The 22961-nt window shown below is 70.3% G+C and carries 26 protein-coding genes; 8 read left to right on the top strand and 18 right to left on the bottom strand.

What is annotated here, in order from left to right:
- Window positions 1–182 precede the first annotated feature (182 nt).
- The 3 genes from B0I33_RS12375 to B0I33_RS12365 all read right to left on the bottom strand — a co-directional run bounded on the left by B0I33_RS12375 (window position 183) and on the right by B0I33_RS12365 (window position 4786).
- Entirely contained in the window at window positions 183–2516 is a 2334-nt protein-coding gene (locus B0I33_RS12375; RefSeq protein ID WP_245900619.1) for a hypothetical protein, read from the bottom strand.
- 75 nt (window positions 2517–2591) lie between these two features.
- The gene (gene ettA / locus B0I33_RS12370; RefSeq protein WP_106178766.1) at window positions 2592–4268 is read right to left on the bottom strand and encodes an energy-dependent translational throttle protein EttA; all 1677 of its coding nucleotides are present in this window, start codon (window positions 4266–4268) and stop codon (window positions 2592–2594) included.
- 116 nt (window positions 4269–4384) lie between these two features.
- The gene (locus B0I33_RS12365; protein WP_106178764.1) at window positions 4385–4786 is read right to left on the bottom strand and encodes a single-stranded DNA-binding protein; all 402 of its coding nucleotides are present in this window, start codon (window positions 4784–4786) and stop codon (window positions 4385–4387) included.
- Between the two features lie 39 nt (window positions 4787–4825).
- On the opposite strand from B0I33_RS12365, the gene B0I33_RS12360 reads away from it, so the two are divergent.
- From B0I33_RS12360 to B0I33_RS12350, 3 genes are all read left to right on the top strand, one after another.
- Entirely contained in the window at window positions 4826–5629 is an 804-nt protein-coding gene (locus tag B0I33_RS12360) for a DUF2637 domain-containing protein (protein WP_106178762.1), read from the top strand.
- 2 nt (window positions 5630–5631) lie between these two features.
- Entirely contained in the window at window positions 5632–7758 is a 2127-nt protein-coding gene (locus tag B0I33_RS12355) for an ATP-binding protein (RefSeq protein ID WP_181193262.1), read from the top strand.
- A gap of 362 nt (window positions 7759–8120) precedes the next feature.
- Entirely contained in the window at window positions 8121–8963 is an 843-nt protein-coding gene (locus B0I33_RS12350; RefSeq protein ID WP_106178760.1) for a GAF domain-containing protein, read from the top strand.
- A gap of 332 nt (window positions 8964–9295) precedes the next feature.
- On the opposite strand, the gene B0I33_RS12340 is transcribed toward B0I33_RS12350, so the two are convergent.
- Window positions 9296–9490: a hypothetical protein gene (locus B0I33_RS12340; RefSeq protein WP_106178757.1), complete on the bottom strand. Its 195-nt coding sequence runs from the start codon at window positions 9488–9490 to the stop codon at window positions 9296–9298.
- A 37-nt stretch (window positions 9491–9527) separates the two neighbouring features.
- Entirely contained in the window at window positions 9528–9854 is a 327-nt protein-coding gene (locus B0I33_RS12335) for a hypothetical protein (RefSeq protein WP_106178755.1), read from the bottom strand.
- A gap of 407 nt (window positions 9855–10261) precedes the next feature.
- On the opposite strand from B0I33_RS12335, the gene B0I33_RS12330 reads away from it, so the two are divergent.
- The 5 genes from B0I33_RS12330 to B0I33_RS12310 all read left to right on the top strand — a co-directional run bounded on the left by B0I33_RS12330 (window position 10262) and on the right by B0I33_RS12310 (window position 13020).
- Window positions 10262–10468, top strand: a complete 207-nt coding sequence (locus B0I33_RS12330; protein ID WP_106178753.1) for a hypothetical protein — start codon at window positions 10262–10264, stop codon at window positions 10466–10468.
- 4 nt (window positions 10469–10472) lie between these two features.
- Complete coding sequence (locus tag B0I33_RS12325; RefSeq protein ID WP_106178751.1) at window positions 10473–10997, top strand: DUF6879 family protein; 525 nt, start codon at window positions 10473–10475, stop codon at window positions 10995–10997.
- Window positions 10998–11007: 10 nt separating this feature from the next.
- Window positions 11008–11856, top strand: coding sequence for a helix-turn-helix domain-containing protein (locus tag B0I33_RS12320; protein ID WP_106178749.1), 849 nt, complete (start codon window positions 11008–11010; stop codon window positions 11854–11856).
- 289 nt (window positions 11857–12145) lie between these two features.
- Window positions 12146–12454 (top strand): hypothetical protein, encoded by a 309-nt coding sequence (locus tag B0I33_RS12315; RefSeq protein WP_106178747.1) that lies wholly within the window; start codon window positions 12146–12148, stop codon window positions 12452–12454.
- Window positions 12455–12657: 203 nt separating this feature from the next.
- Window positions 12658–13020 (top strand): hypothetical protein, encoded by a 363-nt coding sequence (locus B0I33_RS12310; protein ID WP_106178746.1) that lies wholly within the window; start codon window positions 12658–12660, stop codon window positions 13018–13020.
- A gap of 209 nt (window positions 13021–13229) precedes the next feature.
- On the opposite strand, the gene B0I33_RS12305 is transcribed toward B0I33_RS12310, so the two are convergent.
- The 13 genes from B0I33_RS12305 to B0I33_RS12245 all read right to left on the bottom strand — a co-directional run bounded on the left by B0I33_RS12305 (window position 13230) and on the right by B0I33_RS12245 (window position 22936).
- Window positions 13230–13514 carry a hypothetical protein gene (locus B0I33_RS12305; RefSeq protein WP_106178744.1) on the bottom strand — a complete coding sequence of 95 codons (285 nt, stop codon included), beginning with the start codon at window positions 13512–13514 and terminating at the stop codon, window positions 13230–13232.
- A complete protein-coding gene (locus B0I33_RS12300; RefSeq protein WP_106178743.1) occupies window positions 13514–14095 on the bottom strand; it encodes a hypothetical protein in 582 nt (193 codons plus the stop codon). The genes B0I33_RS12305 and B0I33_RS12300 overlap by 1 nt, the downstream gene beginning before the upstream one ends.
- Before the next feature lie 15 nt (window positions 14096–14110).
- Complete coding sequence (locus tag B0I33_RS12295; RefSeq protein WP_106178741.1) at window positions 14111–14839, bottom strand: hypothetical protein; 729 nt, start codon at window positions 14837–14839, stop codon at window positions 14111–14113.
- A 2-nt stretch (window positions 14840–14841) separates the two neighbouring features.
- The gene (locus B0I33_RS12290; RefSeq protein ID WP_106178739.1) at window positions 14842–15960 is read right to left on the bottom strand and encodes a DUF5047 domain-containing protein; all 1119 of its coding nucleotides are present in this window, start codon (window positions 15958–15960) and stop codon (window positions 14842–14844) included.
- On the bottom strand, window positions 15957–17144 hold the full coding sequence (locus tag B0I33_RS12285) for a hypothetical protein (protein ID WP_106178737.1): 1188 nt from the start codon (window positions 17142–17144) through the stop codon (window positions 15957–15959). Before B0I33_RS12285 ends, B0I33_RS12290 begins: the two co-directional genes overlap by 4 nt.
- On the bottom strand, window positions 17141–19135 hold the full coding sequence (locus B0I33_RS12280) for a phage tail tape measure protein (protein ID WP_106178735.1): 1995 nt from the start codon (window positions 19133–19135) through the stop codon (window positions 17141–17143). The genes B0I33_RS12285 and B0I33_RS12280 overlap by 4 nt, the downstream gene beginning before the upstream one ends.
- The gene (locus B0I33_RS12275; RefSeq protein WP_106178734.1) at window positions 19136–19630 is read right to left on the bottom strand and encodes a hypothetical protein; all 495 of its coding nucleotides are present in this window, start codon (window positions 19628–19630) and stop codon (window positions 19136–19138) included.
- Window positions 19631–19851: 221 nt separating this feature from the next.
- Window positions 19852–20124, bottom strand: coding sequence for a hypothetical protein (locus tag B0I33_RS12270; RefSeq protein ID WP_106178732.1), 273 nt, complete (start codon window positions 20122–20124; stop codon window positions 19852–19854).
- Complete coding sequence (locus B0I33_RS12265; RefSeq protein ID WP_106178730.1) at window positions 20121–20465, bottom strand: hypothetical protein; 345 nt, start codon at window positions 20463–20465, stop codon at window positions 20121–20123. Before B0I33_RS12265 ends, B0I33_RS12270 begins: the two co-directional genes overlap by 4 nt.
- A 2-nt stretch (window positions 20466–20467) precedes the next feature.
- Window positions 20468–20893, bottom strand: a complete 426-nt coding sequence (locus tag B0I33_RS12260; protein ID WP_106178728.1) for a hypothetical protein — start codon at window positions 20891–20893, stop codon at window positions 20468–20470.
- Complete coding sequence (locus tag B0I33_RS12255; RefSeq protein WP_106178726.1) at window positions 20893–21258, bottom strand: hypothetical protein; 366 nt, start codon at window positions 21256–21258, stop codon at window positions 20893–20895. Before B0I33_RS12255 ends, B0I33_RS12260 begins: the two co-directional genes overlap by 1 nt.
- The gene (locus B0I33_RS12250; protein WP_106178725.1) at window positions 21255–21611 is read right to left on the bottom strand and encodes a hypothetical protein; all 357 of its coding nucleotides are present in this window, start codon (window positions 21609–21611) and stop codon (window positions 21255–21257) included. The genes B0I33_RS12255 and B0I33_RS12250 overlap by 4 nt, the downstream gene beginning before the upstream one ends.
- Window positions 21612–21613: 2 nt before the next feature.
- Window positions 21614–22936 carry a phage major capsid protein gene (locus tag B0I33_RS12245; protein WP_106178724.1) on the bottom strand — a complete coding sequence of 441 codons (1323 nt, stop codon included), beginning with the start codon at window positions 22934–22936 and terminating at the stop codon, window positions 21614–21616.
- Window positions 22937–22961: the final 25 nt, after the last annotated feature.

The following is a 22961-nucleotide window of genomic DNA, read 5'->3' as shown; positions in this document are numbered from 1 at the left end:
TGACACACCGTCGTGCCGATCCGCGCACACCCTACTGCGATCGGACGCGCCGACGGCTTGCGGCCTGGCGACTCCAGGCCCCCTCGACGGCCCCGGTTCCCGCTCCGGCGGATGCCCTGAGTGGCTCGTTACTGACGAGAGGTGTCCGCAACGAGCCACTCACGACCCTGTCCGGGCTGGGGTCAGTCGTCGTTGTGCTGCCCGCCGTTGACGCGCCGGGGCTGGTCATAGTCGCTGTGCTGGGTCCCGAGCTGCTTCACCAGGGCGGCGGCGCTGGAGGTACCCGCCTTGTGCTCGGCGAGGGCCCTGGCGAGCAGTTCGGCGAGCCCGGCACCCGGTGGCGGCTCGTCGTCGAACCGCTGGCCGCCATCGTACGAGCCGGAGCCGTAGCCGACGGGTTCGGCGGCGGGCGGCTCCGGGTCGGGCGCCCGGTCCTCCTCGGCGGCGGGGGCCGAGGAGCCCGGCGAGAAGTCGTCGATCGGGGCGAGCGAGGGCGGCAGCCGCAGGCGGGGCAACCAGCCGTAGTCGTCGTGCGCGGTGCCGCTCTCCTCGTCCCGCCGCTCAGCGGACGGCTGCCCGCCCCCGGACTCGGCGGAGGTGTCGTACGCCGGCTCGCTCCGCCGGGTGTCGCCGGAATCCCCGGCCACGCCGGTGCCGTGCGTGGCGTGAGTGCGGTCTGTGCCGCCGGTGTCACCGCCGCCCTCGGCGCTCGGGACGGACGCGTAGTTCGCGGACATGTAGTCGGCGGACCCGCCGCCGGAGAAGCCGCCGCCGGCCCACTCGGGCTCGGCGCTACGGCGGGAGCGGGACCCCTCCTCGCTCTCGGGAGCCCGCCTGCGCCCGCCCGAGCCCCCCGCGGTGATGCCGAGCCGGTCGAGCACCGAGCGCGCCGCCACCGAACCGTGCTCGGAGTCGTGCCGGGTGCTGCGGCCCGCCCCGGTGGACGAGGACGTCGAGGTGGTAGTCGAGGTGTTCGAGGTGGTCGAGGTGGAGGCGGTGCGTTCCCCGGTGCCCGTCTCCCCGCCCCGCTGGGCGTCTTCGGTGTCCGGGGCGCGCCGCCTGCCGCCCGCGGTGGGCTGCTCCCGCTCGGCCGGCCGGGGCTCCTCCGACCACTCCGCCCAGGACCGTTCGGGTTCCCGCGGGGGCTCGAAGGTCCACGACGGCGCGGCGGTCTCCTGTCGCCGCGCCCGCGCGGGCTCGTCCGCCCAGCCCGCACTCGCCGGGGACGACGGCCGCTCGTCGGCCACCACCGGGCCCCCGGAAGCCGCACGACCGGCCGCGGTGGCCGGTTCCGGCGCCAGCCGCAGCGCGGGCAGCACCATGGTCTCCGCGGTACCCGGCCTGGCGGGCACGGCGGACCGCGCCGCGGCGGCCACCACCTCGGCGAGGTCGACCGGCGCCTGCTCCCCCGCACCGAACTCGCCGGTGAGCAGCGCCCGCGCCTGGCTGCGGGCGCGGGCGTGCACGTGCTCGGCGGCCCGGGCCCGGTGCAGGCACTGGATGGCATCCGCCAGCTCGCCCACCCGTTCCTCCACGTTGGCCAGCTCCAGCCAGAGCCGGGCGGCCAGCGCGTGCAGGTCGTGCCGGGCCGCGCTGTGCGCGGCGTCCCGCAGTACCCGCGCCGCGGCCTCGGCGGAGCCGTTGCGCAGGTGCACCCGGGTGGCGATGGCGAGCCGCAACCACGCGACCGGGGCCACGCTCGCCGCTCGCACAGGCGCGTCCAGGACCGGCTGCGCGAGTTCGGCGGCCAGCTCCAGCTCGCCGCGGTCGAGGAGCGCGCAGACCAGCTCCAGCACCAGCCGCACCCGGGCGAGGCCGCCGTCGGCGGCGGGGTCGTCGAGGTGGTCGAGGAACCCGATGCCGGTCCGGGACGCGTCGGCGGCCCCGACGAGGTCGCCGTGCCTGCGCCGGTGGGCGGAGATGCCGACCCGCAGCAGGGCACGGGCCAGTAGCTGCACGTCACCGTCGAGCGAGTCGTCGCCGGACACCAGCCGGTCGCCCTCCATGAGCACCCGGTCGAGCTCGACCTTGCGGCCGAGCGTGCCGAGACAGCCCACGAGGTGGCACAGGGCGGTCGCGCGCTGGATGGCGGACAGCCCCGTGACCGTCAGCACCGGGCGCAGCGCGGCGAGCCCGGTGAGCGGCGCCCCGACGCTCCGGGCGCACACCGCGAGGTCGGTCCGCAGCTGGGCGGCGAGCTCGGGCCTGCCCGCGTCCTCGGCCGCCCGCATCGCCGCGACCGCCCTGCCCACGGTCGGTGCCCGGTGCCCGAGGCGCACCCTGGCCTGCACGACCAGCGTCTCCGCCCGCACCCACAGCTCGTTCGCGCCGGCGGCCTCGGCGAGCGAGGCCGCCCGCTCGCCCAGCACCAGCGCGAGCTCCGGGGCCCGCAGGCCGAACCGGCCCGCCTGCTCGACGAGCTGCTCCACGGAGTACGTCCCCCCTTCGGCACCGCTGCGAACCGCGGGACGGCGGCCGTTGGCCGCGCTTCGGCTGGTGTGCTTACTGGCTACCACGGGGGACTCCGCTCAGTGTTGGCTCCGGCGTGCTCGCTCAGCGCGGGCGTCGGGGACCTGGTTCACATCACTCGGTCAGTCACGGGTGAGCTTGCGGTGCGTCACCCGGTGCGGGCGCGCCGCGTCCGGACCCAGCCGCTCCACCTTGTTCTTCTCGTAGCCTTCGAAGTTCCCCTCGAACCAGAACCACTTGGCGGGGTTGGTGTCGTCGCCCTCCCAGGCGAGGATGTGGGTCGCCACGCGGTCGAGGAACCACCGGTCGTGCGAGATGACCACCGCGCACCCGGGGAACTGCTCCAGCGCGTTCTCCAGCGACCCGAGCGTCTCGACGTCGAGGTCGTTGGTCGGCTCGTCGAGCAGGATCAGGTTCCCGCCCTGCTTCAGGGTCAACGCGAGGTTGAGCCGGTTCCGCTCGCCACCGGAGAGCACGCCCGCGGGCTTCTGCTGATCGGGACCCTTGAACCCGAACGCGCTGACGTAGGCGCGCGAGGGCATCTCGACCTGCCCGACGTTGATGTAGTCCAGCCGGTCGGAGACGACCTCCCACACCGTCTTGTCCGGGTCGATACCCGCCCTCGTCTGGTCCACATAGGACAGCTTGACCGTGTCGCCGATCTTCACCGTGCCCGAGTCGGGCTGCTCCAGTCCGACGATCGTCTTGAACAGCGTGGTCTTGCCGACGCCGTTCGGCCCGATGACACCGACGATGCCGTTGCGCGGCAGCATGAACGACAGGTCGTCGATCAGCAGCCGGTCCTCGAAGCCCTTGCGCAGGTGCTCGACCTCGACCACCACGTTGCCCAGGCGGGGGCCGGGCGGGATCTGGATCTCCTCGAAGTCCAGCTTCCTGGTCTTCTCCGCCTCCGCGGCCATCTCCTCGTACCGGTCGAGACGGGAGCGGGACTTGGTCTGCCGGGCCTTGGCGTTGGACCGCACCCAGTCGAGCTCGTTCTTCAGGCGCTTGGCGAGCTTGGCGTCCTTCTTGCCCTGCACCTCGAGCCGCTCGCGCTTCTTCTCCAGGTAGGTGGAGTAGTTGCCCTCGTACCCGACGACGCGGCCACGGTCCAGCTCCATGATCCACTGGGCGACGTTGTCCAGGAAGTACCGGTCGTGGGTGACCGCCAGGACGGCGCCCGGGTAGGTGGCCAGGAACTGTTCGAGCCACAGCACGCTCTCGGCGTCCAGGTGGTTGGTGGGCTCGTCCAGCAGCAGCAGGTCCGGCTTCGACAACAGGAGCTTGCAGAGCGCGACACGGCGCCGCTCCCCGCCGGAGAGGTGGGTGACCTCCTCCTCGCCCGGTGGGCAGCGCAGCGCGTCCATCGCCTGTTCCAGCTGGGAGTCGAGCTCCCACGCGTCGGCGTGGTCGAGTTCCTCCTGCAGCTTGCCCATTTCCTCCATGAGCTCGTCGCTGTAGTCGGTGGCGAGCTGCTCGGCGATCTGGTTGAAGCGGTCGAGCTTCACCTTGATCTCGCCGAGGCCCTCCTCGACGTTGCCGCGGACGGTCTTCTCCTCGTTGAGCGGGGGCTCCTGCAGGAGGATGCCGACACTCGCGCCAGGCTGCAGGAACGCCTCCCCGTTGCTCGGCTGGTCGAGTCCCGCCATGATCTTGAGAACGGTGGACTTCCCGGCACCGTTCGGGCCCACGACGCCGATCTTCGCGCCGGGGTAGAACGCGGTGCTGACGTCGTCGAGGATGACCTTGTCCCCGACCGTCTTGCGCACCTTTTTCATGGTGTAGATGAACTCGGCCATGCCATCGATCGTAGAGTGAGCCGTTCCGCGCACTGACGGCGGTCACCACCCAGCCACCCAGGGTGGCTCGTCGTTCACTGCGTGATCACACGGGCACGGAACGCGACGTGCCCGCCTCACGCCGCCGACACCTCCTTCCGCTCGCCGCCCGCGGTGCCGTCCGCGTTGTTCCGGCCGAGCCGGGTGACGCTCGCCGTGCACCACGAGAGGTTCGGCCCGATCGCCAGCGCCTCCAGCTCGGGCACGGCGCGCACCGTGCCCTCGGCCTCGTACGTGCTGGTGTGCAGCCTGCCGTTGACGATGACCGGGTCGCCCTTCGCCAGCGAGGTCCGCACGGTGGCGGCCAGGCGCCGCCAGCACGTGACCCGCACGGCGAGCGTCCGGCCGTCCCGCCAGCGCGCGGTCTCCCGGTCGAAGCGCCGCTCATTGCTGCGCAGCCAGAAGCTCACCACCTCGTCGCCGTTCGCGACCGTGCGCCGGGTCAGGTCGCTGCACACGTTGCCGACGACCGTCAGCACACACCTATTGGTGACCTGATTGGAGACTCGGCGATCACGATGTCAGCACTACAGGCAGAACGCGCCACCCGCACGGCCGGACTGGTGTCCGGCGCCCTGGTGGCATTGGTGGCGGCGATCGCCTCCTACACGCACATGCGCGAGTTGGCCGCGGCGCACGGCGAGGCGTGGTTGGCGTTCCTGGTACCGCTCTCGGTTGACGGCCTCTTGGTGGTGGCGTCCCTGGTGATCGTCAACGCTCGGCGCAGCCGGGGCGAGACACCCTGGCTGGCGTGGACGGCGTTGATCGTCGGCGTCCTGGTGTCGCTGGCGGCGAACGTGGCGGCAGCCGAACCGGACCTGGTGTCCCGGCTGGTGGCCGCCTGGCCGCCCCTGGCGTTCGCCGTGTCGTTCGAGCTGGTGCTGCGGCTGGTACGCCAGGTGCCACACCAGGCCGACAACCTGGCGACCCACCGGGTGCCGGGGCTGGTGGAGAACCCGGCCCCAGAGGTGGGGCCTCCTGGCGAACCAGAGCCACACCACCAGGTAGCGCCAGCACCCGACACCAGCCTGGAGGACATCGGAAACCAGGTGCACCAGCCTGGTGAGAAGAAGGGGGCGACCCGGCCGCGCACCACCCGGCGAAAGGCTCGCCAGGCACCTGGTCGCCAGGTGGACGACGCCCTGGTGGACCGGGCGACGGACCTGGTGGCGGCGGGCAAAGAAGAAGGCCGCCAGGTCGGCCGCGCCAGGTTGGCGCGCGAGCTGTGCATCACCGAGAACCAGGCGCGCCAGGTACTGCGCCAGGTGGCCGACCGGCGCCACCCACCGCCCATCCACCTGGTGACCGAGGCGGGGAGCTGACCATGGCTACCCACCACGACGACCGCGAGCACCAGCCTGGCGCCGAGCTGGTGGAGGCACCGGGCAAGGAGCTGGTGCCGGACGCCGCCATCGAGGGCGAGATCGTCGAGGACGAGCCGACCACCAGCCTGGTGCGCGAGGTGGTGCTGCGCCGGGTGGCGACCCCGGTGGTCACGGTGGTGAAGGTGGTGCGCGCCGAGCGGTCGCGCCAGGCGGGCAAGGCGGTGCTGCGGCACGGACTGACGGTGACGCAGGGCTTCGAGTCCTGGGCCAAGCGCGCCTGGGACGCCTCCACCCTGGGGCTCTACCGGCGGCAGATCCGCGCCGCCGAGGCCTCCGGCAACCAGGAGCTGCTGGCGGAGTGGGTCGACCGCAAGGAGCGGGCCACCGAGGCTCGGCACGACCGGCTGAAGGACCTGCCCGAGATGCTCGCCGGAGTCGCCAAGGCAGTACTCGGCAGCCTGGCGGCGCTGGTGGCCCTCGTGCTCGTGGTCGGCCTGTTCGTCCAGCTGTCCGGGGAGGGCAGCTTCACCGCCGTGCTGGTCGGGACCCTCAACGTCATCCGCTGGGTCATCGCGGCCGTCGCATTTGTTTGGACTCCGTTGGTGATGGTCGCGCCGTTGCTGACCCTCCTGGCGGCGTGGCGGGAAGGTCGCCGCCGGGGACGGCCGCCGGGCTGGCTGGCGACTGCTCGCGAGGCCGACGACATCGTCATCGACGAGACCACGATCGCCCGCGCCCTGGAGGCGCTGCGCATCCCGCAGGTCACCACCTACGTCAAGCAGGGCTTGCCGCTGCAGTACCTCACCCCGGCCCGCCGGGACGGACGCGGCACCCACGCGGTGGTGCGATTGCCAGCCGGGGTGACCGCCGACAAGATCGCCCGTCGCCGCGCCGACCTGGCCACCGGCCTGCACCGGCTGGCCAAGGAGGTATGGCCCACCACCGGGGCCGAGGCCGGGATCCTCGACCTGTGGGTGGCGGACAAGGGCGCCCTGGCCGAGGGCGCCGGTGACTACCCGCTGCTGGAGGACGGCACGGTCGACGTGTTCCAGGGGGTGCCCTTCGGCAAGACCCTGCGCGGCACGCCGGTGACGGCACCGCTGATGGAGCGCAACACCATCACCGGCGGCATGCCCGGCCAGGGCAAGTCCTCCGCCGCCCGGGTCATCATGGCCGGGGCCGCCCTGGACTCCACGGTGGAGCTGCGCATCTGGGTGCCCGACGCCAACTTCGACTTCGAGGCCTTCCGGCCCCGCTGCTCCCGCTACGTCATGGGTGCCGAGGACGAGAAGATCGCGGAGATCCTGGCGCACCTGCGGGAGCTGCACGCCGAAGTGCAGACCCGGGGTGAGCTGCTGATCCGGTTCGAGGAACCGGTCGTGACGCGGCAACTGGCCAGCAAGAACGTGGGGTTGCACCCGCTGTTCTGCCTGCTGGAGGAAGCGCACGTGGCCATCCAGCACCCGACCTACGGCAAGGAGATCTCCCGGTTGCTGGCCGACATCGTGCGGCTGGGCCGCAAGCGCGGCATCCACCTCATCGTCTCCACTCAGGCGCCGACGAAGGACTCGATGCCCCGCGACGTGACCCGCAACTGCTCGAACGGCATCGCCTTCGCCGTGGGCGACCACGTGGCCAATGACGCCCTGCTCGGTCAGGGTGCGTACTCGGCCGGGCACCGGGCCACGGAGCTGATCCCGGGCACCGACAAGGGCACCGCCGTGGTGAAGGGCTTCACCGGCGAGCGTTCCGACATCGTGCAGGTGTACTTCATCGACGTGTCCCGCACCAACGACCAGATCACGCCGATCATCGACCGGGCCGTGGCCGCGATGGAGGAGCGCGGCACCACGGCCGCCGACGAGGCACCCCTGATCACCAGCCGGGATCTCCTGAAGGACGTGGCCGACGTCCTCGGGGACGAGCCGGTCCCGGCTGCCAACGTGCCCGCGTTGCTCGCCCAGCATGCGCCGGACTGGTTGCCATACCGGAAGCTGACCGGCAAGGCGCTGCGAAACCGGCTCGCCGCCGAGGGCGTCAAGGTCTCCTCGACGGGTAACCGGTGGCCGGTCGACCCGGCCGCCGTCCGCGCGGCGTTGGCGGACCGTGCCCAGGACGGCGAGTGACGCGAGTTAGGTCGTCGGCCGCCCCCGGTCGCGGCCTTCTCAGGCCGGATTCGGTGGGGCCTGAGACGAGGGGTAACTCGGCTAACTTCCTAACTTTTCGCAGGTCCCAGGGGTGCGAGGGTGGGTAACTCTTCGAGTTACAAACCTAACTCGGTCTCGCCGACCTAACTTGCGGTCTAACCCCTGGACGCGCGGGACAGACCTCCGGCGACGGGCGTTCCGGTGCTGGTCTACCTTGCCGTCGTGAACTGGGTTGCGCTTCTCGCACGCGCCTTCACCCCTCACCGTTGCTCTGCGGCGTGCTGGGTGCCACGTCACCAGGCGAATGTAACGAAGCCCGAACGGCAGGAGAGTTCCACGTCATGACCACGGTGCAAGACCCCGAAGATCGTCGGCTCGAACGGGTCGCCGCCTGGTTTGCCCAGCGATCATTGTGGGTTGGCGCAGGTGCAGTCGCCCTTGCACCTGTGCTCAACACGCTACTCACCGCTACCGACGGCTGGTGGCGGTGGGTGGTTACCGGCCTGCTCGCCGTGATCGCGTTGGCGGGGTTTGCTGTCCCGGCAGCCAAGTCGGTGCAGGCGGAGCGACGCGCCGAGGATGCGGAAACTGCGGTCATCGAGTCCGCCGGGGAGATGCGCCTTGCGTTGACAGATGGGCTACTACCCGTCATCTCGTACGTCGTGGAAGGCTGCTGCAGTGACGATCCAGAGAAGCGTCGCGAGTTGAAGGCGGGGGCGATAAGCCTCGTCCTTGCCGCCGCCGCGAAGGTATGCGATCCCGGCAACAAGGCGCGTGCCTGTTGGTACGAGATGGTCATCGATACGCCGGACGAGATCAAGCTTGTCCCGCGCCAGCACTTCGGACGGGGCGCCAAGCCGTCAACCAGCTTTACAAGCAAGAATCGACGGGGATACGAACTGATCAACAACCTCATTCGAGATACCCCCGAGCTATGGCCGGATCTCAGCAAGGAAAAACCCGGCAACTGGCAGCCGAGCGCAACCAGCACGAAATACGGGACCTTCCTGGTGGTGCCGGTGCGGTCCACCCGGCCATACGGAATGTTGACCGTGGACGCCGACGACCCCGGCAGCTTGACCGACGAAGACGTGGCCGTGGTCCAGATGCTCGCATCGATCTTGGCGTTGGCCCTGTCGAGCGCGAAGGCGACAGATCAGTTGGTTGGGCCTCCGTCCTCCTGATTTTCGGCTCGCTCCGTTGATAACCAGCCGCAAAGCTGATGCGATAGACGTACGGAGGTTCACGCGATGAAGATCGACAAGAGCCCGTCAGTCAAGCGCGCAGAGGAGATGCTGCGCGACCCCGACAAGTACTTTGCCAACGCACGTAGCCGTGCGCGTAGCGCTGTGACCGGTCGCTTCGTGACGAAGGGCGACGCGAAACGGAACCCCAGGACAACCGTTCACGGCAGAAGCCACAGTCGGGGGCGCTTCGTTAGGAAGGCCGGTTGACGACAGACTAAGGCTCATACCGCCTTGGAGTCTGTCGCTTACCCGAACGAGTAAGCCGGCGGTCAGGCTCGGTCGATCGGGTCCGGCACTTCCTCGATGAGGTAGCCGTCGATCGTGAGGTCCCACCGTCCGTCGACCCAGTCCAACTCGGCCACCGTGCGCGCGTAGAACGGCGCCGGGTGGCTGATCATCTTCTCGGCGCCCCTGAGCGTCAGCTTCCACACCATGCCCGGCTTCGGATCCCGCTTCTCGAACATGCGTTCGACATTAGCCGCCGACTAGCCAGGGGGCCAGCTACGGCACCCACAGCCCGTTCGGGGCCCGCCCGCGCACGAGCCGGGGCGCACCGGGCGCGTCCGGCGGCGGCAGGGTCAGGAGCCCGTCGATCACCTCGGGCAGGCCGCCTTCGCGCTGCCACACCACACCGCCGTTGGCGTCGCAACGCAACCCGGCTGCGTCGGTGGCATCCCGGACCAGCAACGCGTCGGCGTGACCGGTGGGCCAGGCGCGCACGCCGCGCAGCTCGGTCAGCTCACCGCCCTCGTCGATGACCGGCAGGAACTGCCAGCCCGCTTCCCGGAGCACGGCCAGCCGGTCGAGGGCGATGGCCTCGGTGCTCACCGGCGCGGCCTCCGGCCTGGAGCCCGGCAGGCGCGCTGTGCTGGGGGACGGGACGCGCCTGCCGGGGGCTTGATGGGGCGGCGGAACTGGTCGCGGAGCAAGGCGGCTGTGACGCTGTGATGCCACCAACGGCGAGCGACAACGGCGACCAGGGGCGCCACCGTCAGCGCCAGGAACAGGCCCACAGCGGGCCACGGAGTCAGGGTCTCCAGCACGAGGGACAGCGTCGCGCGCACGGACTGCATTGGCAATGCATACACGCACCAAACTTGCATTACTTGTGCATAAGCACTCGATCGGAGCAGGCACATCACACTGAGTAAGCGCGCTCCACCGGCGCGGACGTTGACGTTGCGCGGCGAATGCAGACAGGATGCGAATCCGTTCCGACCGACAGAGGAGGCACTGTGAAGCTGACGTTCCTGGGCACCACGTCCCAAGGTGGCCACTGCCCGAGCGCGTTCGAGACCGATCGCGGCACCTACGTGGTGCAGGGCTACAAGGTCACCGACGCCGACGCGCTCGCCGAGCTGCGCCGCCGGGGGCTGCCTGACCACGAGACCGCCGTCGAGATCCCCAAGGCTTTGCTGAGCTACTTCCGGCAGGAGCGCTGAGCCGATGGGCGAAGCGGTGTCGGTCGAGCAGTTCGACCAGCTCTACACCGACTTCGAGCGCAGCGTGTGGCGCTGGGAGGCCCAACCCGCCTACCACGAGCCAGGCGAGGCGGAGCCGTTCCGTCGCTGGCAGGCGGGTGAGCCGGACGACCTCGCCTGGCTGGCGGACTGGCTCGACATCCTGCGGGCCGCGACCGCAGCGGGCCGGTCGTTCCAGCGCGTGCGCCTGTGCCACGAGCCGCCCACCGAGTATCAGCGCTGGGGATTGACTATCGTTCCGGCCAACATCGACGCAGGCGAGGACGTGCGGATCATGACCGAGAGCCGCGCTCGCGAGCTGGGCATGCCCGACTACGACTTCTGCCTGTTCGATGACCGGACCGTGGCTCGGATGCACTTCGGCGGCCACGGCATGACCGGCGCCGAGATCATCACCGAGCCCGACGCGGTGGCGCAGCACCGCAGGTGGCGGGACCTGGCGCAGGAACACGCCGTGACGCTGGAGGCCTACCTGGCCAAGCTGCGCTGACGAGGAGCATGTGACGGACATCGACCGCCGCCGGGCAGCGTTCGGCGACCGCCTGCGCAAGCTCCGCGCCCGCGCCGGGTACCTGACCGGCAAGGAGTTCGCCGCCCAGCTCGGCTGGCCACAGTCGAGGGTGTCGCGGATCGAGACCGGCACACAGACCGCCACCGAGGCCGACGTGACCGCTTGGTGCGAGGCCAGCGGCGCATCGGACTCGGTGGCGGCCGAACTGCTCGACGAACTCCGTGAGATCAGGATCGAAGCGGCGAGCTGGCGCCGCCAGCTGCGCACCGGGCACGCCGCGCGGCAGGAAACGGTGCGCGACACCGAATTGGCCGCGCGCAAGATCCGCGCCTTCGAGTTCGCCCTGCTGCCCGGCCTCGTGCAGACACCAGAGTACGCCCGCCGCGTGCTCGCCATCCACGCGCGGCTCCATGGCTCCTCCCCCGACGTGGATCAGGCCGTGCGGGTGCGGATGCAACGCCAGCAGGTCCTCTACGACCCGGACCGGTCGATCGAGCTGCTCGTGGCCGAGTCGGCGTTGCGCTACCCGGTCGGCGGCCCCGAGGTCATGACCGCACAGTTCGACCGGCTGCTCACCGTGTGCGGGTTATCCACCGTGCGGTTCGGCATCGTCCCGCAAGGCATCCCCACGCCCGTCATCCCCATGCACGGCTTCTGGATCCTCGACGACCGAGCCGTCGTCATCGAGACCATCGACTCCGAGATCACTGCCGAGGACCCCGCCGACATCGCGCTGTATCACCGAGTGATCGACGAACTCTGGACCGTCGCCGCCGAAGCTGACAAGGCCCGAGCCATGCTTGCGCGGCTTGCCAGCGACGTCGCAGCGAACTCCTGACAGAGCCGGGCCCGTCTCGGTCGGCGGCGGCTCGTACTCGGGCAGCGGTAGAAGGCTCACCTGACGACCATGCCGCTCGCCGTTGGCGTGTTCGGGGCTTTCCGCGTGGCTTCACCTTCCTGAGTGACCGCCGCTGGCCGCCTCATCGCGATACGAACCTCGACCGGCCGGAGAGCGGAGAGTATCCCGCACGCTCATCGACCCGAGGCCAGCACCCTACGACTGTCAGCCTCCGTAACAGTGGGCGCAGTACCGACGACTCTGTGCGTAGACAGCTCCGGGAGGACTCATGACCATTCGCCAGTTCAGCGGTGTCGTCGCTGGACTCCTGCTCTTCATCGGGCTGGCCGGGCTCACCGTCCCGGTGAGCACCGCCTCCGGCACGCCCTGCGGCAGCGGTTGGAGCGCCACCTACACCGACCCGACGTCGTTCACGGGGTCGTTCACGCTCAGCGACGAGGGCGCGGAGCGGTGCGAGAGCGCCATCTCGACCAGGCGTCTGTGGTCGTGGTCGCTGGTCGGGATTGGGCTGGTCGCCTTGGCGGGCACGGTGCTCGTCCAGCGGTCTCCCTCCACGCGCGAGACGAGCGCCGGGTAACTGCGTCGACGTAGCGGCAACGCGCTGGCGGGGTGGAGTCGGCCGGGGCGGCTCGCACGCGGGCAGCGCGTTGCAGACCCATGTCGTCATGAATCGCCGGGTTGCCTCTGCGGATGGTCCGCCACGCTGGCTTGATTCCGACTGGATGCCTGACCAGCCCGCTACCCTCTCGATACCCGTCCCCACACCGAGAGGACCCCGCCATGGGCCTCATGCACAGACTCGACCTCGACAAGGTGACCTTCGGCGACCTGTACCGGTTCGCTGACCATGCGCGTGCTGCAGGGATCTCACCGGACGACTACGTGACCGTCGAGACCACGGACCCGATCGGCAACCCGATCGACCACCACACGCTTGTCGCTGATCTTGGCGGTGTCGATGAAGTCAGTCGACCGATCGTGATCGACCGCACGAGGGCTGCGCTCTACGCGCAGGCACTGGGCGAGTTGTTGACCGGTGAGGCCGACGAGACAGACCGCGATTTCCTCAATGACCTGGCCTCGGAGCTTCTGGAGCTTCCACTGGCGTACAAAGGAAAAGCGACGACCCTGGACGAATCCTGAACTACCCCTTGGCGACGACGGACTTTAGAGACCTCGCGAACTCCCTGATCCACTCATGGAATCTCGGGCCACGCAGGCCGAGATCACACATGGATACGCGCGGTAGCGCCGCGGCATAAGGCGGCCGGGTTCTCGTCGAGGGTGACGCCAGGTGGCTGTGTGCCGCCGCCGAACCCGCGCTCGGGCCCACTAGGTCTTGCTGGCCATGGTCAGCTCCTCGGCGCGTTCAGGTGGTCGGACAGGCGGACCTCGACAGCCCGCAGGCGCTCGCCCTGCTGGCCCTGCTGGCGCTTGATCTCGCGCACGTCGCGGCGGATCTCTGTGACGGCGTCGTGCATCGACGCGCCGCCGTTCGGGCTCATCTGCCCGGCCAGGCCCCGCAGCGTGTCGTCGGTGCGGCGCTGCGCACGCTCGCGGCGCACGATCTCCACGAGCACAGCGGTCAGTAGCGCGCCGAGGGCGGTGATCAGCGCGATGACGACGGGCTCGCTCATCAGTCGCCCTCCCGGCAGACCGTCAGGACGATGGACGAGCCGTCCACGGCGACTGTGCCTTGCTGGTTGGTGTTTACCTGGAACTGTGTGCTCGCAGCGAGGAACATCTCCGTGTAGGCGTTGTGGTAGGTGTCGGCCAGGCTCATCGGCCCTTGGTCGATGGCGAGCGTGACGCCGTCGGAGACACGCTGAACCCAGAGGAGGCGTTCCTTGTCGGTCCCGTTGGTGCTGCCGCCGTTGATGCGGATGCGCGCCCAGATGCGGTACCAGCCGGACCGGTTGAGGGTGAACGTCTGCCCGCCGGCATCGAGGGTCACGTCCGGGCTGGCGCGCACGGTGGTGTCGTAGGTGATGGTGGTGACCGCGAAGTTCGGGACGTTGAGCACGGCCACGCGCTCCCAGCGGCCCTTGGTGACGGCGCTTTCCAGGGTGTCGACGCGGGTGTCGAGCGCGGCGGCGGCGCTGTCGGTGTTGCCGAGCGCGGTGTCGACGGCCTCGGCGAGCGCCTGCACGTCGGCCGGGACGTTGGGCGGGTCGGTCAGCGCCGGGTAGGGAAGACCGTAGTTCGGGGTTGCGGGCATGTCGTCCTTCCCTTCTCAGAACGGGAAAACCGTGATCGAGCGGGCTTCGAATTCGCAGCCGGTGCCGTTGTTGTTGACCGTGTACCAGTACTTCGCGGTGAAGGTGTTGAACCCTTCGTTGAGGCCGTCTTCGGCGACGAGCAGCCGCGCCGCGGAGGTGGTCGCCGAGACCGTCGAGCCGCCGTTCTGGTGGTTGTTCACACCGAGTCCGGTGGCCTTGGGCGGGGCGATCGTCGAGGCGCCCGAGACTTCGAACGACATGAACCCGGACGCGTTGTTCGCCCGCACCGCGCAGCCGATGAGGACCAGGCACCGGCGCGACGATCCGATGTAGACATCGGGCACGACCGGGCCGACCGTGGCCAGGTCCACCCAGGTGCCGGTGGGGTCGTTGTTGCCGGTGGAGAGCCCTTCAGTGGCAGACAGCTCGCCGGTGCGCATGCTCATCGCCGCCCCGCCGCCGGGTGGGGCGATCCGCCCGAGGATGAAGTACGTGCTCTTGAAGCGGAGCAGGCCGACCACGTCGCCGACGTTGAGCATGATGGAGTCGGCGGTGGTGAGTACGGGCACGTTGTTGACCACTCCCCCGGCGACGGTGAGGGTGTTCTCGCCCGTCGAGGCGTTCCACGCGGTCACCACGCCTTGGTGAAAGCCGATGTCCCCACCGCCGGAGGCGGGGTTGCCGCCGGGGCCGAACCGTCCGGCCATGGCGATGAGCCCGGCCAGTTCGTGTGCGGTGTCCATGCTCAGGTCACCCCGATTCGGATGAGGGTCTGTTCGCGGGTGGTGGCCGTCATGGCCTCGGTGGCCAGCAGCGGCAGGGTGAGGCGTTCCAGCACGTGTGTCTCGGCGCGGGTGCCGCTGTCGTAGCGGACCTGCACCGGGTCCAGGGGTTCGAGGGCGGGGTTGGGGATCGCGGTGAGGTCGACGTTGTAGGGCAGGCCGATGCTCTTGACGAGCAGGGCGCGGGCGGCGGCCTTGGCCTGCTCGACGGTCTCGACGAACGGGGAGCTGTAGAAGCGGGGGACCTTGCCGAACGGGCCGTTCCAGTAGGTCGGGGAGTCGGGGTTGTCGTCCCAGGCCACCGCGCGCACGGGGTTCTCGGTGTCGGGGGCTTCCCCGGTGGCCACGACGGCGTTGTAGACGCCCTCGCGGGTCAGCGTGCGGGACATCTGCACGAGCACGCCGCCCTCGCCGCCGTTGACCTCCCAGGCGGGGCGGGTCGGGTCGGGTGCGTCGCGGACCTGCAGCACGCCGCGGTGGTCCCAGAACATCGTCTTGCCGAGCGCGGTGGCCAGGTCGCGCAGGAACTCGTAGCGCTTCTCCTCGGCGATGTGAGAGCGCGTGAGGGTGGCGTTGTCGGCGTCGAAGTCGAACTCGATGCTCGCTGTCGGGTAGACCTCCTGCACGAGGTACTCGAACACCTCGCGCACGCTGGTGCCGGTCGCGAACTGGAGCGGGGTGAGCAGGCGAGCGTCGGCGATGCCGGACATGCGGTCGCGTCCGGCGAGCTGGATGGCGCCGCGGGGCACGTCCTGCTGCTCGGTCTGATACAGCCGGAAATAGCCCTGGCTGACCCACTCGGTGTCACCGTTGCCGTAGACCAGGCCGCGCTCGACGAACGCCTCGGCGCCGTAGGGGGCGACCAGCCCGCCGGCGCCGCGGGGCCAGTCGGTGAGCGTGATGAGGTCGAGGGTGGCGCGCACGTCGGCGGTGGCGTCGAGCACCACGTTGCCGGTCAGGATCGGCACCTCGACGCCGGCGGGGTCGGTGCCGGTCTGACCGGGCGCCACGATGCGGGCGCGGGCGCGCATCCGGTGGCTGCCGCGCAGCACGCGCAGGAACTTCGGCGAGACGGGCCTCACGGGACGATCACCTCGGCCGGGTCGCTGATCCGCTCCAGCACGTCGGCGTAGGTGGGCTCGGTCGCGAGCAGTGCCTCGTAGGTGGCGAAGGCGTTGAGCACGCCCTGGTAGGTGATCGTCGCGCCCACCACGTCCGGGCCGGGGGCGGCGACCTCGGTCAGCGGCAGCCGGAAGAACCGCCGCCGGGTCTTGGCCGAGTGGCGTTCGATCGAGATGTCGCCGACGACGGCGTACATGCTGCGCGGCACCAGACAGTCCGGGTCGCCGGGCACATGCACGAACACTGGATCCCCGGAGGCGAGGCACAGGTCCAGGTCGTCGGCGTCGGCCAGGGTGGGTGTGGTGACCACGAGCTCGTACTGCCGGCCGCCGCGCACGTCGGTGACCGCGACCGCCACCGAGCGGCCCACGACGGTGAACACCCCGTTGCGGGACGGGCGCTCGATGTCGGACCAGTCGGTGACCGTGACCGGCCTGTTCAGGAATGGTCGCGCGATCGACTTGAGCCACACGCTCGACAGCGCGGGGGTCAGCGAGGCGGTCTGCACCGGGTAGCCGCCGAACACGAGCTGGTCGATCCACGCGGCGTCCTGCCCCGCGGATACGAACCCATCCTTGGCGTAGCGGAAGGTGACGGTGGCCGCGCCGGTGATGTCGACCGTGCCGTGGGCGGTCCAGGGCACCTCGCCGGAGGCGGCCGGGGTGACCTCGGCGGCATCGACGAACAGCCGCAGGAAGTCGAACCCGTCTTCGCTGGAGATCCGGTATTGGTAGTCCAGCGTGGTGGCCCCGGCGGGCACGGTCACCACGGCGTCGGAGGTCTGGTCACCAACTATCGTGCCTGAGCGCAGCGACCAGATCCCGCTGTATGCGTCGGAGTTGCTTCGTATCCACTCGGCATCCGAGGTGCCGTTGTCGATGGTGATAGCGAGGATGTCGGACTCGAAGTCCTCGGTCAGCGACGAGGGGATGGCGCGGTAGTGGTTGACCACGTCGGCGGCGAACTCGTAGTCGTCCAGCGCCGCGATCCCGGACTCGACCGGCACGGCCGCGCCCCCGCGCACCGTCGACCAGGTGACCTGGTTGGTCGACCGCTCGAACCGCACCGCGAGCGCGCCGCCGAGGCTGTCGGCCGAGAGCCGCACGCGGGAGAGCTGCGCATCGTAGGTCGCGGTCAGCGTCATCGGGCACCCCCTGTCCCGGCGCGCACGGCGCGCACCATCGCGCGGTCGCGGCGGTCGAGCTTGATCTCGAACGCCTGCTGGATGCCCTCGCCGAGGTCGAGGGTGAGCTGCAGCGTCTGCGCCCCACCGCCGAGGGCTTCGGCGGTGGTGTTGGCGTTGGTGACGCGCCCGGTGCGGCCCGGGGTGAACAGCTCGGGGCCGCGCTCGCCGACGAGGTAGGTCATCCCGGCCCGGGCGGTGCCGCCGCGCGCGAGCTGCGGGATGGGTGAGATGTTCACGCCGGGGATGTAGTTCGCGGCGTTGATCAGTCCGTTGAGGATGCCGATCGCGATGTTCAGCGCGCCCTTGAGCCCGGACACGATGCCGTCCCACACGCCGGAGGCGAACCCGGCCAGCCCGGAGAAGAACCCGCGGACCGCGTTGACAGCGCCGTTCCAGGCGTTGCGGAACCAGGTGATCACCCCGCCGACGACGCTGCGGACGCCGTTGAACACGGAGCCGAAGAACCGGCCCGCGCCACGCCACAGCCCGGTGAGCCAGTTCCACACCGCGTTCCACGCCGAGCGGAACCACGACACGACCGCGGCGACGGCGGCCTTGATCGCGTTCCACACCCCGATGAAGAACCCGCGGAACGCGGCGGACTTGTTCCACAGCACCACGAACGCCGCCACCAGCCCGGCGATCAGGGCGATGATCAGCCCGATGGGGTTGGCGCTGAGCGCGACGTTGAGCGCCCACTGCGCCACCGTGTAGGCCACCACGGCGGCCCGCCACAGCTGCACCGCCAGCGTCACGCCCCGGATCGCCGCGGCCACCCCGGCCACCGCGATGGCCAGCGGCCCGAGCCAGGACATGTTCTGCGCCAGGAACCCCGCCAGCCCGGCCAGCAGCGGCCCGACCAGCTGGATCGCGGGCACCAGCAGCGACGCCACCTGGGTGGCCAGCTGCGCGAACGCCGAGGCCAGCCCGGGAATGGCCGGGGCGACAGCCTGGAGCGCGGCGTTGAGCACGGTGCCCACCGCGTAGGCGACGGTGCCCAGCGCCTCGGCCAGCGCGCGCAGCGCCTCCTGCCCTCGGGCGGACTCGACGAACGCGCGCATCTGCCCGGTGATCACACCGAGGGTGCCGCCGAGCCCGATCCCGGCGTCGTTGAGCGCCTGGAACACCGCGCGCACGACGGCGGCGATGTCGCCCACGATCTGCCCCAGCTGCTGGAACGCGGCGATGCCGTTCTCGATCCACGCCTGGAGACGGCCGTCGTCGGCGGCCTGCTGCACGAACGCGTTGAACCGCTCGCCGACGGCCCCGAGGTTGTCGCTCATCGTGGCCAGCACCGACGAGCCGACCGCGCCGATCCGGATGAACGCGGCCCCGACCGGCGCGAGGAACGCGCCGAGGTTGCGGATGATCTGCGCGGTGTTGTCGAGGATGAGCCGCAGCTGCTCGGTGCGTGCCCCGGTGTTGAGCATCCCGGTGAACTGCGACGCCGCACGACCGAGCGCTTCCGCGACCTGCTGGATACCACCGGTCAGCCGCGGCAGCACGGCCCGCAGATCGGTCACGGCCGGCGCGAGGGACCGCTCGAACGTCGCCGACACCCGCGTCTTGAGCGTGTCCAGGGTGGGGGTCAGCCGCTCGAACGCGCGCGTGATCCCGTCCGCGCCGAGCTTGACCGCCGCCAGCGCCCCCGCGGCGGCGAACCCGGCCGCGGGCAGCAGCCCGAGCACCCCGGACATCGCGCCGATCGCAGCGCTGAGGCCGCCGATGATGTTCAACCCCGACACCAGAGTCGACAGGACGGCGGCCAGCTTCACCAGGCTGCGCACGGAGCTGTTCACGCCCTGGGTGAACCCGGCGGTGGACTTGCGCAGGGCCCCGACGCGCTTCTCCACACCCTGCAGCTGCGCGGTGGCGACCTTGACGGCGCGGGCCAGGCCGCGCACGCTGCCGTCGAAGCGGATGCGGATCGTGCGTTCCCCGGCAGCCATCTACGCCACCCCCGCGAACCGGCGGATGATCGCATCGGCGGCCTGCCGCCACTGCCGCCCCATCTCGGGCTCGAACTCGCGGGCGGTGGGGAAGAACCAGTAGCCGTCCTGCCCGGAATGCGGCGGGTACTGCCGCCCGGACGAGCCGCGGTAGCGCGGGCGCGCATACCAGCCGGAGCGCTTGTTCATGCCGAACTCGGCGGCGAACAGCAGCGCCCACGCCGGTGCCCGGTGGCGGCCGAGCTTGCGGGTGCCCCCGGCCGAGACGACCGGCACCCGGTCGCGCTGCGCCTTGACCGTGCGCGCCAGCAACGCCGCCTGGCCGCCCTCGGCCTGCGCCGCGGTGCGGATCCGCCCGGCCAGCGTCTCGGCCAGCTCCCGCGACCGGTCCCGCAGCTCGTTGTTGGCGTCCTTCGGCAGTTCGCGGAACGCCGCCAGCGTCGGCCGCAACCCGGAGATGTACAGGTTGACCGTGAGTCCCTGCTTGGCGGCCATTCCCTGTCACCTCCCGGATCGCGGCTAGCCCGACAGCTGCATGTCTCCTGTCGGGCCTCCGGCCCCGGGCTCACGGTCGGCGGATCTGCCCTTGCCCCGTGAGGCGGCCTTTTCCTTCTCCTCCAGCAGATGGACGGCGGTGATGATGTCGCGGTCGGATTCGTCGGCCCAGACGCTGACCGGGATGCCCGTCTCGACGGCGAGAGCGACGAGCGTGCGGCTCAGCGTGCCGACGGGGTAGGGTCCTGCCCCTCCTCCTCGATCTCGAACTCGAGATCGCAGGTCTCCTCGAACTCCTGCAGCGACCCGGTGAACAGCTGCTGACGCTTCGCCGCGAAGTGCGCCACCTTGTACAGGTCGGCGGTGTGCAGGTTCTCCATCAGCTGCTTGAGCGAGGCGCCCTTGGTGACCTTCTCCCAGCTCAGGATGTCCCGCGTGGTCGCGGTCACCTCGAACAGCTCGCCACCCTCGGGCCGGACCTTGAACTCGATCACAGGCCGAACACTCCCCTCACCACGTCGGTCACGTCGTCGTAGTCCACATAGGCCTTTCCAGCGTCCGGGGAGCCGACCGGCCGCCCGAACGTCGAGGGCCGCAGTGGACCGATCAGCCGCTGCTCACCTGCCGGCACGGTGACGACCAGGTCCTCCAGCTCCAGGCCGTCCACGGTGACCGGGGTGAGGATGGTGACCGTGCGCGCGGCCACGCCCGCGTTGTCCACCCACAGCAGCACCCGGCCGGTGTCGATCACGTCACCGTCGATCGTCGGGGCCGTCAACACCGGGTTGAGGCCCTCGTCGACCACGTTCTGCGTCACCACGATCTCGCGTGCCATGTTCAGGCCACCCTCTCGTAGTCGAGGCCGTCGCCCAGCGTGCCGATGATCGGCAGCGTGACCTCGGTGATCTCGGTGGTGCGCACGTCCCCGCCGACCGGGCCCGGCTTGATCTTGACCTTGCCCGTCCAGCGCACGTGCTCGCCGGGAATGTCGGGGTGGTGGTCGAGCACGAAGTCGACAACCTCGTTGGCGTGCGACCACAGGAAGTCGCTGAACCCTTCCGAGCGCCAGTCGCTGAACGCGGTCAGCTCCAGCGTCGGCTCGTCGTCAGTGTCCTCGATGAACGCGCCGTCCGGACAGTAGGTGTACTGCCGGTCACCGTCCTGCACCCCTGGGTCGAGGTTCCAGGTGCGGATCTGGCACTGGAACGACACCGCGCCGATGGTGAACAGGATCTGCTTGAGTCGCCTGTTGTGCGCTGCCATTACAGGCTCACCTCCACGGTGATCTCGTACGACGGCAGCTCGGTGCCGTTGCCGGTGGTGAACATGTTCGGGAGAGCGGTGGTGACCGCGGCCTCGGGCAGCAGCTCGTCGACGGCCTCGGACACGCGCGGCACCAGCTCCCACAGCTGCTCCAGCACGCGCTCGTTCGACGCGACCATCACGATCACGACGAACGTGGCGGTGGTCGGCTCCGGGCAGCCGGTTTCCCACTGCAGCCGCGGCGGCCCGACGAACCCGGCCGGCGGGTCGACGTTGGCGCCCGGGGCGCGGTAGACCCGCAGCTCGTCCACGGTCTCCACGGCGGCCAGCAGCCGCCGCGCGGCTTCAGCGACGCTGCTACTCATGCGAACACCGCCCCTCGGAAACGGCCGATGCCGAGCAGCCGGTCGATGTCCGCGTCGAAGCTGGGCACCCGCGCCGACCCGAGCTCACCCATCGCGATGAGCGCGTCGGGTGAGCGGCGGCGGATGTACCACCGCCCGGCCAAGCGGATCGTGCCCAGCTCCAGGTCCGGCGTCGGTGCGGGCAGGTCGGACAGCGGGTCGCCGTCGTAGTCGAACGACGGCCGCACCCGCTGCACGAACCTGACCGCGGCGTCCAGGCAGCGTTCGAGCTGGCTGTCAGCGCGGTCGCTGCCCTGCTTGTACTCGCTGCCAAGGTCGTCCTTGAGCGCGTCCAGCGTCGGCGGCCACGCCATGATCAGACGCTCGCCGCAGTGATCTGGAACCGCTTCACCGACTTGCCCGCCTGGCGCACGATCACTGCCGTGTAGCCCCAGATGCCGAGCACGACCGACTCGGGACCGGCCTGCTCCTCGAACCGGAACCGCAGCAGGTTCGACTCGAACAGCAGCGTGTCGGTGGAGCGCAGCGCCACCACCGACTCGGGGTAGGTGACGCCGTCACCGATGGCGTCGGTGGCCACCGCCGCCAGGTCCTCGATCACGCCGTCGACGTTGACTGAGCCGATACCGGCCACGTTCTGCGGCCCGTAGGTCGACACCGGAATCAGGGGCCGGTTGTTGGCGTCCTTGAGCTTCTTGAACTTGCCCCACCGGTTGACCGTCATCGCGACCACGTTGGCGCCGAGCTTGCGGGCGTTGCGCACCGCGATCGAGGTGTCGATCACCGCGTCGATCGCCGCGGCGTCGGCGGCGAACTCGGCCTCGGTGGCGAACGCGGTGACCGGCGCCCCGGCCGCGGCGATGACCGCGCCGCCGACCTTCTGCTCGACCTTGAGGTTGTAGACGCTCATCAGGTCGCCGTAGATCAGCATGTCGATCGCGGGACTGGACATGTCCAGCATCTGCCGGGACACGGTCTGCTTGCCCGCGGTCGGCTTCGGCGCGACGAGGTCCACATCGGAGTCCCACGCGTCGGTGCCATCGACGGGGTCGTTCTCGTTGGCCTGCTCGGCCACGACGTTGTCGGTGCCCGCGGTCTGCTTGGGCAGCGTGATCGGCCGGGGGTCGTCGCCGAGCGGGATGTTGCGCACCGCGTTGGCCAGCGCCCGGCCCTGCCGCGCGAGGGTCTCGAACTCGTCGGTCATCCACCTCGGCGGCACCACACCCACACCCTCGGTGCCGGTGTCCAGGGCCCGGGTGTGCTCGTGCAGGCGCCGGCTGGAGACCTCGTCGCCGAAGACGCGGGAGCGGTAGAGGTCACCGAAAAAGCTGTGCTGGCTGGATCGGGTGTAGTGGCCCGGGTCGCGGTCCTGGGTGCGCGCGGCGCCCAGCGAGCGGGACTGCGTGGTGTCCTCACCGTCCTGGCCGTCCTGGCCCGTGGTCGTGGTGAGCAGCTGGGCGCCCAGCTCGGCGACCTTGCGGTTGCGGGTCTCGATCTCGGTGAGGTCCTCGATCTGGGTGGCCAGGGCCTTGGCCTGCTCGGCCTGTTCGGTGATGCTGCGCAGTTCGTCCTCGGTGAGGTCGCGCTTCTCCTCGGCGGCCCGCGTCTGCAGGCCCGCGATGCCCTCGCGCAGCCCGTCGTAACGCTCGCGCAGCGAGGCGAGGTAGGGGTTGGACATGGTCCGGTCCTCCGGTCACGGGGTG

Source organism: Prauserella shujinwangii (genome assembly GCF_003001955.1).
Taxonomy (GTDB): domain Bacteria; phylum Actinomycetota; class Actinomycetes; order Mycobacteriales; family Pseudonocardiaceae; genus Qaidamihabitans; species Qaidamihabitans shujinwangii.
The sequence above is the reverse complement of the archived record's forward strand: the minus strand, read 5'-3'. Positions and strand labels throughout refer to the sequence as shown.